General features: G+C 68.1%; 12 protein-coding genes. 3 read left to right on the top strand and 9 right to left on the bottom strand.

All coding sequences use genetic code 11. From position 1 onward, the window contains the following. Positions 1 to 482: 482 nt before the first annotated feature. From OHA10_RS23475 to OHA10_RS23440, 8 genes are all read right to left on the bottom strand, one after another. Positions 483 to 3053: a helix-turn-helix domain-containing protein gene (locus OHA10_RS23475; protein WP_371400914.1), complete on the bottom strand. Its 2571-nt coding sequence runs from the start codon at positions 3051 to 3053 to the stop codon at positions 483 to 485. Between the two features lie 336 nt (positions 3054 to 3389). After that, positions 3390 to 3584 (bottom strand): hypothetical protein, encoded by a 195-nt coding sequence (locus OHA10_RS23470; protein ID WP_371400913.1) that lies wholly within the window; start codon positions 3582 to 3584, stop codon positions 3390 to 3392. Between the two features lie 100 nt (positions 3585 to 3684). Continuing rightward, positions 3685 to 4104: a YjbQ family protein gene (locus OHA10_RS23465; RefSeq protein ID WP_371400912.1), complete on the bottom strand. Its 420-nt coding sequence runs from the start codon at positions 4102 to 4104 to the stop codon at positions 3685 to 3687. A gap of 27 nt (positions 4105 to 4131) precedes the next feature. Next, on the bottom strand, positions 4132 to 6612 hold the full coding sequence (gene leuS / locus OHA10_RS23460) for a leucine--tRNA ligase (RefSeq protein ID WP_371400911.1): 2481 nt from the start codon (positions 6610 to 6612) through the stop codon (positions 4132 to 4134). A gap of 177 nt (positions 6613 to 6789) precedes the next feature. Beyond that, positions 6790 to 7680: a helix-turn-helix domain-containing protein gene (locus tag OHA10_RS23455; protein WP_371400910.1), complete on the bottom strand. Its 891-nt coding sequence runs from the start codon at positions 7678 to 7680 to the stop codon at positions 6790 to 6792. Beyond that, the gene (locus tag OHA10_RS23450; RefSeq protein ID WP_371400909.1) at positions 7677 to 8444 is read right to left on the bottom strand and encodes a phytanoyl-CoA dioxygenase family protein; all 768 of its coding nucleotides are present in this window, start codon (positions 8442 to 8444) and stop codon (positions 7677 to 7679) included. Before OHA10_RS23450 ends, OHA10_RS23455 begins: the two co-directional genes overlap by 4 nt. Positions 8445 to 8547: 103 nt before the next feature. Next, positions 8548 to 8787 carry a hypothetical protein gene (locus OHA10_RS23445; RefSeq protein WP_371400908.1) on the bottom strand — a complete coding sequence of 80 codons (240 nt, stop codon included), beginning with the start codon at positions 8785 to 8787 and terminating at the stop codon, positions 8548 to 8550. A 13-nt stretch (positions 8788 to 8800) separates the two neighbouring features. Further along, positions 8801 to 10480, bottom strand: a complete 1680-nt coding sequence (locus OHA10_RS23440) for a sodium:solute symporter family protein (protein WP_371400907.1) — start codon at positions 10478 to 10480, stop codon at positions 8801 to 8803. Between the two features lie 167 nt (positions 10481 to 10647). Between OHA10_RS23440 and OHA10_RS23435 the strand changes: the two genes are divergently transcribed. The 3 genes from OHA10_RS23435 to OHA10_RS23425 are packed head-to-tail and all read left to right on the top strand — an operon-like array spanning position 10648 to position 12891. After that, on the top strand, positions 10648 to 11133 hold the full coding sequence (locus OHA10_RS23435) for a hypothetical protein (RefSeq protein ID WP_371400906.1): 486 nt from the start codon (positions 10648 to 10650) through the stop codon (positions 11131 to 11133). Next, on the top strand, positions 11130 to 12257 hold the full coding sequence (locus OHA10_RS23430) for a sensor histidine kinase (protein ID WP_371400905.1): 1128 nt from the start codon (positions 11130 to 11132) through the stop codon (positions 12255 to 12257). Before OHA10_RS23435 ends, OHA10_RS23430 begins: the two co-directional genes overlap by 4 nt. Continuing rightward, positions 12250 to 12891: a response regulator gene (locus OHA10_RS23425; protein WP_371400904.1), complete on the top strand. Its 642-nt coding sequence runs from the start codon at positions 12250 to 12252 to the stop codon at positions 12889 to 12891. The genes OHA10_RS23430 and OHA10_RS23425 overlap by 8 nt, the downstream gene beginning before the upstream one ends. Here the strand turns inward: OHA10_RS23425 and OHA10_RS23420 are convergent. After that, positions 12880 to 13800, bottom strand: coding sequence for an endonuclease/exonuclease/phosphatase family protein (locus tag OHA10_RS23420; protein ID WP_371407980.1), 921 nt, complete (start codon positions 13798 to 13800; stop codon positions 12880 to 12882). The two genes, OHA10_RS23425 and OHA10_RS23420, sit on opposite strands and share 12 nt — an antisense overlap. Between the last annotated feature and the right edge of the window lie 123 nt (positions 13801 to 13923).

Below are 13923 nucleotides of genomic sequence, written 5' to 3'. Positions count from 1 at the left end.
AGCGGCCGGCCCGCCGACGGGTGACCAAACCCGTCGGTTACCCGTGCCGGCCGGGTCGTGACACTCGTCCCCTGTGTCGTGTGCCTGACCCGATGCTGGAACCCCGCCCCGGAAGCGGTGCCCTGACGGTGCACAGCGTCCGGTACAGGCAGGACAGATCCACACTCCACAGCACCCCGGAGCTCTCGGCAGCCGCTCGGCGCCCCCACCAACCAGCCGCCGGATGCCCTCCGCGTCGCCTTCGCCGCGCTCGCCGGCAGTCCGGCGGCGTCCCATGGCCTCTTCATGGTTCACCACCTCTTTCGCTGCCGCCGCCCGGTGTCGGACTCTGCTTCGTGGAACCTGCCCTACGGCTGTAATTCTTGGTCCGGCAGCCATGTCAGGACGAGGCAGATCAACCGGCAGTTACCCGGCAGCTTCCGCGGATTCGCGTCATAAGACGGAAGGGAAGGAAGGAAAGAAGGAGGGACGGGAGGGGGAGGTCAGGAAAGCGCAGTGAGTACGTCGTTCGCCAGCCGCTGCACTGCGGCCGCCGGATCCGGCTCGGGCCAACCGTCCGCAGCGGACGCGCTCTCGCAGGACTCCTGCAGCACCGCCCACGCGGTCGGCAGCATCGGCGGGTCCATCGACCGCTGCCAGGCCAGCAACTGCCCGCACAACGCGTCTCCCGCGTCCGAGCGTCCCAGCGCATGCAGCACCGCCACAGCCTCCGGCAGTACTTCGAGGAGGTACACGACCCGTCCCTCGAGCAGGAGCCGATTCACGGCGTCCCGGATCGACACCCGCGCCTGCTCGACCTCGCCGGCGGCACGCGCCAGCCGGGACCGGTACAGCATGACCAGGTAGTCGAAGTACCCACGGTGTCCACGGATGTCGGCGTCCGCCTGGTCGAGCAGCGCCCGCGCCTCGTCGTACCGGCCGTCGTGGAACTCGACCATCGCGAGGCAGCCGGCGACCTTGGTCCGCTCGGGATCGTCCGACGCCTGACTGTCGCGGGCGAGGACGGCCCAGTGACGTGCCTCGGCCAGGTTGCCCAGCTCGAGGTCGACCCGGCTGAGGGCCATGTACGCGATCTCGTCCGGGTAGACGCCCGGATTGACCAGTGCGGCCTCCCAGGCGAGCAGGAGCTCCTTGGCCTCGACCAGACGACCCCACCGCAGCAGGGCCAGCCCACAGGTCGCCTGCACGGTCGCAGAGCGCTGCACGTCGCCGTGCTTGCGAGCGTCGTCTACCAGCGCCGGAATCTCGGCCAGGCTCTGCGTATCGAGCAGGTGCGAGCCGGACGACACCCAGCCGCCGCGGGCGACCAGACCCATCTCCGTCTCGCCAGGGATCAGCGTGCGCGCCTCCTCGTAGTGCCGGCGCGCGCCACGGATGTCACCGGTCAGACTGGACAGCCGTCCCGCGATAGCGAGCAGCCGACCACTGATCTCCTTGTCGGACACCTGAGCTGCGCACAGCGTCGCCCAGCGGATCCCGCTCTCGGCCACGCTCGCCTGGTACTGCCAAGCGATCCGGAACCCGAGCACGATCCGCGCGGCAACGTCCCACTCCCCCAGCTCTACCGCACGCTCCAACGCCACCTCGAACAGCGCCGAGTTCGCATGCGCCGCCCGGTACCGCCGGTCGCGGTCCGGCGACGACCACGCGCCCTCCAGCCCCTCGACGTACGTCGAACACCACGTGACCGCCCGGTCCCGGAACTCGACCAGGTCCGAGCCCTGCGACGACAGACCGGCGTACGCGTGCTCCCGGATCGTCTCCAGCAGCTTGTACCGCGTGCCGTACAGCTGCTCGAACTCGAGCACCGGCTGGAGCAGCGACTTCTCCACCAGCTCGGCCAGCAGCATCGGTACGTCGAGACCGTCGATCGGATCGCCCGTACACACCCCGGCCACCGCCTCGAGCGTGAACGGCGACCCCAGCACCGAGCACCGGTACAGCAACTGCCTCGCCGCATCGGACAGCGCGTCGACGCTCCAGGCGATCGTGTCCGCCAGCGTCCGCTGATGAGGCGCACCGAACCGCCGCGGCCCCGACAGCAGCCGGAACCGGTCGTCCAGCGCGGCCAGAATCGCCTCCACCGACAAGGACCCCGCCCGCGCCGCCGCGAGCTCTAGCGCCAACGGCAGACCATCCAGCCGCCGGCACAGCCGCGCCACCGTCGGGGCGTTGGCAGGCGTCAGTACGAAGTCCGGCCGCACCCGGGCGACCCGACGGCAGAACATCTCGACGGCCGGCGACGCCGCGATCTCCTCGAAGTTCTCGTCGTTCGCAGGTACGGCGAGCACCTGCACCCGGCGTACTACTTCATCCGGCAGCCCCAGCGGGATCCGCGACGTCACCAGCACGCCGACGCCCGGGAAGCTGCGGACCATCCGGTTGGCGACCGTGGCGACCCCGTCGAGCACGTGCTCGGCGTTGTCCTCGACGATGACCAGATCACCCGGACGGCGACCGGACAGTACGTCGTCCAGGTCCGACGTACCCGGGGCTGTGCCGAAGGCGTCGAGGATGGCTGACGGTACGGCGGCATCACGCTGGACCGTGGTGAGGTCGACGACCACCACTGTGGTGTCCGCACCGGAGAAGCGGTCGGCCGCGGCCAGCGCGAGCTCGGTCTTGCCGACTCCGCCGGGACCGACGAGCGTGACCAGCCGGTTCTGCCGCAGCAGTCCTTCCAGCTCGAACAGCTCCTGCTCGCGCCCGACAAGTCCGTCCGGGATCGGCCGCGTGCCACGCCAGCGCAGCCCGGTCGGCGCCGGATCGGCGACCGAGACGACAGAAGGCTGCACGACACGACGCCCGGTACCGTGCCCGGCCGCGGCCAGGAACTGCGAAGGGTCCTGCAGCCCGAGAGCGGACGCCAGCAGCCGGACCGAATCCTTCCGCGGCCGCGCGACCCGTCCGGCCTCGATCTCCCGGATCGAGCGCACACTCAGCCCGGCGCGCTCGGCCAGCTCCTCCTGCGAGAGGCCGGCCTGGACCCTGAGGTCGAGCAACAGATCGGCAAACCCCCGCCGACCGTCAGCCCGGCCATCCGTGTCCGACACAGCACGTCACCCCTCTGGAGGCCCCACGTTCCCTAGAGGGTGTCTGGGGATCCTGCGCCGTAGCGAGCAGGTGCTCGGCGGAGTGCCTCGGTGTGCTGGAGGGGAGGGTTCGATGCGGAGCATCGTGCCCTTCCCTCCAGTGCGCCGAGGTGCCCGCCGAGTGCCGCGCAGTAGGCGCAGGATCCCCAGACACCCTCTGCACAACATAGCGTGACGTGCGTGTCTGTGCGGGGCCTGACCGGCGTGCGGGATGCGGCCTGGGTCACACCAACTTGTTGATCAAGGCAACAAATCCGGGCTTGGAAAGGAATGCCTGCGCGGTCAGAAATGCGCGTTTCAAGCAGTTGCGCGAACCGAGTGGGACTCATTTTCGGCGGCGTACAGAGAAAGTACTCCGGACCAGTCGTCGATGCGCGCGCTGGTGTCGGCGCGACCGGCGTCGGCATTCAGCAAGCTGCCGTCGCAAAGCCCGCGGGTTGCGCGGACCAGGAGCTCAACGGTGACGTCGCGCAGGGTGTCCAGGGCTGCCATGCTGCAATTCAAGCGGAGTCGTGTTTCGCAAACGTAACGCGACCGGCAACATCACGATAAGTCACCAAAATCCCGGAAATGATTGTTACCCGGTGGTCCGTTAACCGGGTAGCCAGGAAAGCCGGACCTGTCGCCGGGGATTGTCCACATTGGTGTCGACCAGGCAGATCGATTGCCAGGTGCCGAGCATCAACCGGCCTTCGAGCACCGGAATCGACGCGTACGGCGGAATCAGCGCCGGCAGCACGTGGTCGCGGCCGTGTCCGGGCGAGCCGTGCCGGTGCCGCCAACTGAAGTCGCGCGGCAGCAACTCGTCCAGCACGGCGAGCAGGTCCGTGTCGCTGCCCGCACCGGTCTCGAGGATGGCGACCCCGGCCGTCGCGTGCGGCACGAACACATGCAGCAGTCCGTCGCCCTGGGCCTGGTGGGCCTCAGCGGCGACGAACTGCTCGCACCTGCTCGTCAGGTCGAACACGACCTCGGTCCCACCGGTCGTGATGTCGATCAGCTCAGAGCGCATCCAAGCAGCGTAGCCCTAGGACCCGCGCTAGGCCGGGACGATGTTGACCAGCTTCGGCGCCCGCACGATCACCTTGCGGGTACCGCGGCCGTCCAGCGCCTTCTGCACCGCGTCGGAATCCAGCGCCAGCTTCTCCAGGTCGGCGTCGGAGATGTCCGGCGCGACCTCCAGCCGGTCCTTCACCTTGCCGGCGACCTGGACCACGCAGGTGACCGTGTCCTGGACCAGCAGGGCCGGGTCGACCTTCGGCCAGCCCGCCTTCGCGACGGTCGGCTCGTGGCCCAGCTCGGCCCACATGTCCTCGGCCGTGTACGGCGCGACCAGGCTCAGCAGGATCGACACCGTCTCGACCGCCTCGCGGACCGCCGGGTCAGCCGCGCCCGGACCGGAGTCGATCGCCTTCCGGGTCGCGTTCACCAGCTCCATGATCCGGGCCACCATCACGTTGAACCGGTGCGAGTCGATCAGCTCGGTCGCGTCAGCCACCGTGCGGTGGGTCAGCTTGCGCAGCTCGACGTCGCCGGTCGAGGGGTCCGAGCCCAGCGGCGCCTCGACCGCAGCAGCCAGCCGCCAGGCCCGTTGCAGGAACTTCAGCGAGCCCCCCGGAGACATGTCGGCCCAGTCGATGTCGTCGGCAGGCGGACCGGCGAACACCATGGTCAGCCGGACCGCGTCCACGCCGTACTCGTCGATCTGGTCGCCCAGGTTCACGCCGTTGCCCAGCGACTTGCTCATCGCCTTGCCCTTGTTGATCACCTGGCCCTGGTTCAGCAGCCGGGTGAAGGGCTCGACGGCAGTCAGCAGGCCCATGTCGTGCAGCGCCTTGACGAAGAACCGCGCGTACAGCAGGTGCAGTACGGCGTGCTCCTTGCCACCGACGTACTGGTAGACCGACATCCACCGGTCCGCGGCCGCCTGGTCGAAGGCACCCTCGGTGTACTGCGGGGACAGGTAGCGCAGGAAGTACCAGGACGAGTCGACGAACGTGTCCATCGTGTCCGTGTCCCGCTCGGCCTTGCCGCCGCACTTCGGGCAGTCGACCTCGACCCACTCGCGGTCCGCGGCCAGCGGCGAGACGCCCTTCGGCTGCAGGTCCGCTCCGCGCAGGTCCGGCAGCTCCATCGGCAGTTCGTCGTCCGGGACCGGCACCTCGCCGCAGGACGGGCAGTGGATGATCGGGATCGGACAGCCCCAGTACCGCTGGCGGCTCAGCAGCCAGTCGCGCAGGCGGTAGTTGATCGTCCGCTCGCCCAGGCCCTTGCTGTCCAGCCAGTCGATGATCCGGGACTTCGCGTCGGCGATGTCCAGTCCGTCCAGGCTGATCTCGTCGTTCGCACTGTTGATCGCGGCGCCCTCACCGGTGTACGCCTTGCCGTCGAAGTCGGCGGGCGGCTGCACGGTGCGGACGATCGGCAGGTCGAACTTCTCGGCGAACTCCCAGTCCCGGGTGTCCTGGCCGGGCACGGCCATGATCGCGCCGGTGCCGTAGTCGGCCAGCACATAGTCGGCGGCCCAGATCGGGATCCGCTGCCCGGTCACCGGGTTGATCGCGTACGAGCCCAGGAAGACGCCGGTCTTCTCGCGCTCGGTGCTCTGCCGCTCGATCTCGGTGGTCGCCTTGACCTTGGTCAGGTACTCGTCGAAGGCAGCCTGCTGCTCCGGCGTGACCAGCTCGGCGGCCAGCTTCGCGTCCGGGGCGACCACCATGAAGGTCGCGCCGAACAGCGTGTCCGGTCGGGTGGTGAAGACCTTGATCGGCTCGTCGCGGCCCTCGACCTCGAAGTTCGCGAACGCGCCCTCGGACCGGCCGATCCAGTTGCGCTGCATCAGCAGGATCTCTTCCGGCCACTGCAGCAGCTCCATGTCGTCCAGCAGCCGCTGCGCGTACTCCGTGGTCTTGAAGTACCACTGGGTCAGCTCGCGCTTGGTGACCTCGTGACCGCAGCGCTCACAGCGTCCCTGGATCACCTGCTCGTTGGCCAGCACGGTCTGGTCGTGCGGGCACCAGTTGACGTACGACGCCTTGCGGTACGCCAGACCGCGCTCGTACAGCCGCAGGAACAGCCACTGGGTCCAGCGGTAGTACTCCGGGTCGGACGTGTGCAGCCGGCGGGACCAGTCGAAGCTGATCGCGTATCGCCGGATGGACTCGGCCTGCGTCTCGATGTTGGCGTAGGTGAACGTCGCCGGGTGCTCGTTGCGCTTGATCGCGGCGTTCTCGGCGGGCAGGCCGAAGGAGTCCCAGCCGATCGGGTTCAGCACGTCGTACCCCTGCTGGAACCAGTAGCGGGCCAGCACGTCGTGCAGCGCGAACACCTCGGCGTGACCCATGTGCAGGTCGCCGGACGGGTAGGAGAACATCGTGAGCGCGTAGCGCCGCTCGGCCGAGCCGTCGTCCTTCGCCTTGAACGGGTCCAGCTTCTCCCACACCGGACGCCACTTGGCCTGCATGGCGTTGAAGTCGTAGCCACCCCGGTCGATCGGAGTGTCCTCCACCTGCTCGCTCACGGTCCTACTCCATACTTCGTGTGTTTGTTGAGCCTTAATGTGCCAGACGGCACCCCTGGACATAAAAAAGCCCCTCACGCAGGAGGGGATGCCGCACTGACCACTGCCAGTACGGCTACATAAGGAGCAGGCTCACTCGCATGTAACCAGAATACCACTGCGAGTCGGGGTGTCGTTCTAGATGAACTCGGTGCCGCCCGCGCGGCGGTGGTCGCCGGGGGTGCGGCCGTACTTGCGACGGAAGGCCGTGGAGAACGGGCGGACGTCGGAGTAGCCGCAGGAGCGGGCCACGTCGGTGATGGTCAGGGTGGGGTCGAGGAGGAGCTGGGCGGCCAACTCGAGGCGGAGGCGGCGCAGGGTCGACATGATCGACGCACCGGTCTGCTGGGTGAAGAGGCGCTCGGCGTGACGCTCGGAGAGGTGCGCGGCCGCGGCGACGTCCCGCACGGTGATCGGTCGGGACAGGTTGTCCCGGAGATGCCGTTGCATCGCCTCGACCACCAGCGGTCCACGGTCACGCCGGACCGGCTCCACAGCGAGGTCCTCGTCGAGGGCGAACGCACGAGCCGTCTCCAGAACCAGAGTCGCGCCCAGGGCGCCGAGTGCGGTGCTGTAGCCGGACACAGGCGCAGCCGCCTCCCCCGCCAATGCAGTAACAACTGCCGGCAGCGAACCTGTCCTACTGGACATGACCGGGCCATCAGGACGGGTCAGGCCGGACCACCACCCTCGTTCGTCCGAACCGGGGCGGAATGTGAAGCCCCAGAAGGCGATCCCCAGGGGTGCGCTGTGCGAGGACTCGATTTCATGGACATCGCCGGGGCGGGCCAGGAACAGCGAGCCCGGCACGACGTCGTACTGCGTGGAGCCCGAGTTGAAGCGGCCCTCGCCGGAGTACGCGAGGCAGACCTCGTGGAAGGAGTGGGTGTGCCAGTAGTTGCGCCAGTACTCCAGCCGGTAGTGCCCCCAGCTGAGGAAGTCCGCGTGGAAGCCATCGACCTCGCAGGACTCCAGGAGCCCCGCGAGGTCGACGAACCGATCCGCCGCAGCGACGGACTCCAGACTCAAACAGCACTCCTGCCGGTCGGGTCGACTCCTCGCAGCATCATGCCCTGACCGAGCGACCAGTCGTGCGTCTTGACCGCCGGCGGGTCCGACGGGTCGCGGTACTGGATCAGCCACGTCGTACGGGCCTCGTCGCTGACGTTCACCCCGGACCCGTGGACGGTGAAGTAGCTGAAGAACAGTACGTCGCCCGCCTCGGCCGGCTGCGGTGTCGCCTCCTCGAAGGCCGGTTCGAGCAGGTGGTACGACCCCTCCGCCTCGTGCTCGCGCGGACCGGCCTTGTGGCTACCGGGAATGACCCGCACGCAGCCCTTCTCGACCGGTGCGTCGTCGAAGTGGAAGATCGCCGCACCGACCCGGTGGTACGTGTGCGGGAAGAACGGGTAGTCCTGGTGCAGCGGGAACGGCGAACCGTTCTCCGGCGGCTTCACGAACAGCTTGGTGTGGTGCAGCTGCACGTTGTCCACACCCATCACCGCAGCGGCCACGTCGGTGAACCGCGGGTCCACCAGGAGCTTCGAGAACTCCGCGTCGTAGAACTGCGCGTCGTGCAGGTGCTGCAGCTTCGTCGGCGCCTCGGTCATGCCCCGGGCGGCCCCCCAGGTGGGGTCGTCGGACCGGTTCAGCTGGGCCAGCAGGTCGTGGCTGCGCTGCCGGTAGTACGCCGCTTCTTCCTTGCTGAGCAGGCCTTTCACCAGCACGAAGCCTTGCTCGGCGTACTGCTGCGCCGCGGTCGACAGGTCAGGCCTGTCAGAAGTGATCGTCATCTCGAAGTTCCTCCTGATCGGGTACTCCGAGCCTACGAACGCCGGCGTCCGGACGGGAGGACCCGCCCGGACGCCGATGTTCGTCAAACGGACATGCTCGGGACTACTGCTTCTCCTCGACCGGTACGACGATCGGCCGCAGCCGGGCCCAGAGCACGAACAGGGCGGCGAACACCAGCATGCCGATCCCACCCCAGAGGTTGATGTTGATCCCGGCGGCCTTGTCGATCTCCGTCTGCTTCTCGACGATGCCGAGGATCGTCAGCACCACGCCGTAGATCCCGATCAGCAGCGCGATCATCACCCGGATGTCGAACGCTCCGGCCTTCTTCTTGTCTGCCATCTCGAACCCTCCCTCAGGCGAAGATGATGTTGAGGACGATGGTCAGTGCGAGCGAGATCCCGGCCAGCAGGACCGGCTTGCGGTACCAGCCGCCGTCGCCGGCGGCCGCGACCTCGGTGCGCTGTTCCTTCGGCGTCAGCGAATACACCAGGCCGACCAGTTCCGTGTCGCGTTTGGCCGTCGTCACCAGACTGACCAGCACGCTGATGATGATGTCGACCACGAACGCGGCGCCCGCACCGACGAAGCTGGCGCCCTGACCCGGCAGGTTGATGACGCCGTTCTCGGACAGGATGAAGACCAGGATCGCGGTCGCCGTACCGCAGACCAGGCCGATCCAGCCGGCCGCCGCGGTCATCCGCTTCCAGAACATACCGAGGATGAACGTGGCGAACAGCGGCGCGTTGAAGAACGAGAACAGCTGCTGCAGGTAGTCCATCAGGTTGCTGTAGCCGGAGGCGATCGCGGCCGTCCCGATCGCGACCAGCGTGCCGACCACGGTGACGATCCGGCCGGTCCGCAGGTAGAACTCGTCCGGCCGGTCCTTGATCAGGTAGCGCTCGATGATGTCGTACGACATGACCGTGTTGAACGAGCTCAGGTTGGCCGCCATACCCGCCATGAACGAGGCCAGCAGACCGGTGATGGCCAGGCCGAGCATGCCGTTCGGCAGCAGGTCGCGCATCAGCAGCAGCAACGCGTCGTTGTAGTCCACCTCGCCGGTCCCGTTCGCCTTGTACTGCGCCAGCTCGGGCACGACCACCGCGGCGATGATGCCGGGGATGATCACGATGAACGGGATGAACATCTTCGGGAACGAACCGATGATCGGCGTACGCCGGGCCGCCGACATGTTCTTCGACGCGAGCGCGCGCTGGACCTCGGTGAAGTTCGTCGTCCAGTACCCGAACGAGAGCACGAAGCCGAGGCCGAACACGATCCCGATCACCGACAGGAAGCTGTTGCTGAAGCCGCTCAGTGCGTTGCCCGGCCACGCCGACATCTGCTCCGCACCGCCCGGCGACGCGGAGACCTTGTCCACCAGGCCCTGCCAGCCGCCGACCTTGTGCAGGCCGACCAGGGTCAACGGCAGCAGCGCGGCGACGATCACGAAGAACTGCAGCACCTCGTTGTAGATCGCCGCGGACAGACCGCCGAGGGTGATGTAGCTCAGCACGATGGCAGCGGCAACGATCACCGACACCCAGATCGGCCAGCCGAGCAGCACGTTCACGATCGTGGCCAGCAGGAACAGGTTCACGCCCGCGATCAGCACCTGCGCCAGGGCGAAGCTGAGCGCGTTCACCAGGTGCGCGGGCTTCCCGAACCGGCGGAGCATGAACTCCGGCACGCTGCGGACCTTCGAGCCGTAGTAGAACGGCATCATCACGACGCCGAGGAACAGCATCGCCGGGACCGCGCCGATCCAGAAGTAGTGCACGGTCGGGATGCCGTACTGAGCGCCGTTCGCCGACATGCCCATGATCTCGATCGCGCCCAGGTTGGCCGAGATGAACGCCAGCCCGGTCACCCAGGCCGGCAGCGACCGGCCGGACAGGAAGAAGTCCAGGCTGCTCGAGACCGCGCGTCTGGCCAGGTACCCGATGCCGAGCACGAAGACGAAGTACAAGGCGATGATGATGTAGTCGATCGCCGTGGCATCCAGTCTCAGGATGGATTGTTGCGGAAGCATCGCCCCTCCGGAATCGTCGCATGTGACGCATCGTGGTGTTACCGGTGAGGAACGTTACTCCTACTTTCAATCAGGTGAGCGACGACACCGGCGCCCGACGTTCTCCACCCGGATCTCCACCCTTGGTCGGTCCCCTGTAATGACCGGCCGGACCTACCGTCCGTGACATGAGCTTCGGAACGTTACCCAACGCACTCGTCGTCATCGCCGTCGTCGTCCTGGTCCTCGCCCGGCGGCTGTCCTGGTCCGAGCTGGAGAACTCCGACACGGACGTCTGGCGCGGCCCGCTCGTCCTGATGGGGGTCGGCGTCTACCAGCTGTACGACCGGCACACCGGCATGGGCTTCATCGACGTCGTACTGCTGGTCATCGGCGCCGCGGTCGCCCTGATCGCGGGGACCGCCTCCGGCCGGGTCGCCCAGGTCGAGCGGCGCGCCGGGAAGGTGTTCTTCCGGCTCGGCATGCCCGGACTCGGCATCATGGTGGCCTACCTGGTCATCCGGCTCGGGCTGGCCGGAGTCGGGCACCTGCTCGGCGCCTCGATGTCCGGTGGCCCCGCGCTGATGGTCTCGATGGGTGCGAACCTGTTGACTCAGTCTGTGGTCATCCAGAACAAGGCCCATCGCGAGGCAGAGGAGTACAGCACCCGGTGAACCTGAAGGCGCTGCTGCCGACGCGGCCGCACGGCGAGAGCGGCTGGGTCGGCCGCGTCCTCACCGCCGGCGTCGTGGTCGCCGTACTCGCGACCGCGCGGCCGGCGGACGCGTGGGTGTGGGTAGTCCTCGGCGTGAGCTTCGTCGTCTTCGCGGTCGGCTCGGTGCTGATGGCGTCCCGTCCGTACGCCGCCCTCGTGCTGCTGTCCGCGGTCGCGGTCACCAATGCGCTGATCGCGGGCTATCCGCAGTCGAACGCGCTGGCCCTGGTGCTGGTCGGGATCACGGACATCGCGGTGATCGACTTCAAGCAGCACGGCAACCGGCCGATCGTTGCCGCGGGCATCGGTGTTGCGGCGGCCTATGCGGGGTCGGCATGGTTGTTCGATCAGTCGGACTCTTGGTACTTCACCCAGTTGCTGTGGACTGCGGTACTGATCGCGTTCGGGTTGAATCGGCGGCAGTACGAGGTGCAGGCCCGGCAGACCGAACAGCTGCTCGAGCAGACCCGGTTGGCGCAGAGCGAGCACGCCCGCGCGGCCGCGCTGGAGGAACGTGGGCGGATCGCGCGCGATCTGCATGACGTCCTCGCGCATTCGCTGGGGGCGTTGAGCGTCCAGCTCGAGGTGGCCGAGGCGCTGCTCGACGAGCGGGGTGATGCTGCCGGCGCTCTGGAGCGGGTTCGGCGGTCGCGGCGGCTCGCCGTACAAGGGCTGACGGAAGCGCGGAACGCCGTCGCGGCGCTGCGGGCAGACTCGGTGCCGGACCTGTCGCAGGCGGTCGCTGCGCTGGCGGAGCAGCACGAGACCGACCACGGTACGGCGGTGCGGCTGAGCGTCACCGGTGCGGTTGCGCGGACTGACTCCGGAGTGACTGTTGCTTTGCTGAATGCTGCTCGGGAGGCGCTGACGAATGCGGCACGGCATGCACCCGGTCAGCCGGTCGAGATGGTGCTTGCCTACTCGGACGGCGTGAGGTTGTCCGTGCGGAACAAAGGGGCGACGACCGGCGAAGGGTTCGGCCTGGCTGGCATGCGAGAGCGGTTGGCGCTGGTTGGCGGGACGCTGACGGCGGGGCCGGACGGGGATGACTGGCTCGTGGTCGCGGAGGTGCCGAGTGAGTGATCCGATCCGCGTGGTGGTGGCCGACGACCAGCAGGTCATGCGTGAGGGGCTGGTTGCGCTGCTCGGACTGATCGACGGTGTCGAGGTCACAGGTGCTGCCGCGAACGGGCTCGAGGCTGTCGAGCTGGTTGCTGGGGGCAACGTCGACGTGGTGTTGATGGATCTGCGGATGCCGGTGCTCGACGGTACGGAGGCGACCGCGCGGATCACGGCCGAGTTCCCGGACGTCGCCGTACTCGTGCTGACGACGTACGCCGATGATGCGTCGATCGCGAACGCGCTTCGGGCCGGAGCTCGCGGCTACCTGACCAAGGACGCGGGCCGGGTCGAGATCGGCGCCGCGCTCCGGTCGACCGCGGCCGGGCAGTCCACGTTCGATCCCGAGGTATCCAAGCGTTTGATCGCCGGGCTCGCGCCCGAGTCGTCCGGCAGCGACGGGCTGACCGCCCGGGAGACCGAAGTACTGCGGTTGATCGCGCGCGGACTGAGCAACCCGGAGATCGCCGGGAAGCTGTTCATCAGCGAGGCGACCGTGAAGACGCACATCAACAACACGTTCGCGAAGATCGGCGCCCGGCACCGCGCGGAAGCGGTCCGGTACGCCTATCGCAAGGGGATCGCGTCAGATCCGTAGCTCGGCGACGACCGGGCGGTGGTCGCTGCCGGTGGGCTTCATCACCCAGGCCTTGGTGGGTGTGACGCCGCGCACCAGGATGTGGTCGATCCGCGCCATCGGGAACTTCGACGGCCAGGTGAACCCGAACCCGGTCCCTGCCGCGCCCTGCGCCGACCGCAGTCCGGCCGTCAGCGGGGCGAGGCTGCGATCGTTCGCCGTACCGTTGAAGTCGCCCATCACGATCACCCCGGCCAGCTTCTCGTCGGCGATCGCTCGGCCGAGGGCCTTGATCGTGTTGTTGCGCTGGTCCGAGGTGAAGCCGCTGGTGCCGACGCGCACGGAGGCGAGATGGGCGACGTACACCGCGACCTTGCCCTCCGGCGTGCTGACCTCGGCCCGCAACGCGCGGGTCCAGGCGAAGCCGACGTCGACCGACTTGGTCTCCACCACCGGGTACTTCGACCAGAGGGCGACTGTGTCGCGGGACACCTGGTACGGGTACTTCGAGGCGAAGGCGGCCTTGTAGATCTTGAGGTCCTGGGTGGTCAGCTCCTCGAGCGCCATCACGTCCGCGTCGGCGCCGAGCAGGTCCTGCGCGGTCGCCTTCGGGTCCGGGTTGGCGGCGTCGACGTTGTGGGTCAGGACGCGGAGGTCGTACGCGCCGCCGGATCCCTTGCCCGGGAGCAGCAGGTCGCCGAACATCACGCCCCAGACCAGCGCGGGGACGAGCAGGGCGACGCCGGCGATCGCGGACCGCCGTACGAGAGCTGCGACGGCCAGGATCGGTACGGCGACGCCGACCCAGGGCAGGAACGTGTCGAGCAGGCTGCCGAGGTTGCCGATCGAGTTCGGAACGTAGCGATGGAAGATCAGCGTCGCCGCGGCCAGGATCGCCAGCACGGCTATGAACCAGCCGCGTCGCCACATCCCGCCGTTCTTGCGCCGACGCGAGTTGGCGCGCGACGGCGGCTGGCGGGTGGCGACTGCGGTTTGGCGGTCCGGCATGCAGCGATTGTTGCGGACACCGGGGCCGGACCAAAGTCGGTGCCG

Origin of the sequence: Kribbella sp. NBC_00662 (assembly GCF_041430295.1) — a bacterium.
Classification (GTDB): Bacteria; Actinomycetota; Actinomycetes; order Propionibacteriales; family Kribbellaceae; genus Kribbella.
The sequence above is the reverse complement of the archived record's forward strand: the minus strand, read 5'-3'. Positions and strand labels throughout refer to the sequence as shown.

What these genes read in the sequence shown, in the direction of transcription:
- OHA10_RS23420 (WP_371407980.1), bottom strand. Translation starts at nt 13,800, where the DNA reads ATGTGGCGACGCGGCTGGTTCATAGCCGTGCTGGCGATCCTGGCCGCG.
- OHA10_RS23440 (WP_371400907.1), bottom strand. Translation starts at nt 10,480, where the DNA reads ATGCTTCCGCAACAATCCATCCTGAGACTGGATGCCACGGCGATCGAC.
- OHA10_RS23465 (WP_371400912.1), bottom strand. Translation starts at nt 4,104, where the DNA reads ATGCGCTCTGAGCTGATCGACATCACGACCGGTGGGACCGAGGTCGTG.
- OHA10_RS23435 (WP_371400906.1), top strand. Translation starts at nt 10,648, where the DNA reads ATGAGCTTCGGAACGTTACCCAACGCACTCGTCGTCATCGCCGTCGTC.
- OHA10_RS23470 (WP_371400913.1), bottom strand. Translation starts at nt 3,584, where the DNA reads ATGGCAGCCCTGGACACCCTGCGCGACGTCACCGTTGAGCTCCTGGTC.
- OHA10_RS23450 (WP_371400909.1), bottom strand. Translation starts at nt 8,444, where the DNA reads ATGACGATCACTTCTGACAGGCCTGACCTGTCGACCGCGGCGCAGCAG.
- OHA10_RS23445 (WP_371400908.1), bottom strand. Translation starts at nt 8,787, where the DNA reads ATGGCAGACAAGAAGAAGGCCGGAGCGTTCGACATCCGGGTGATGATC.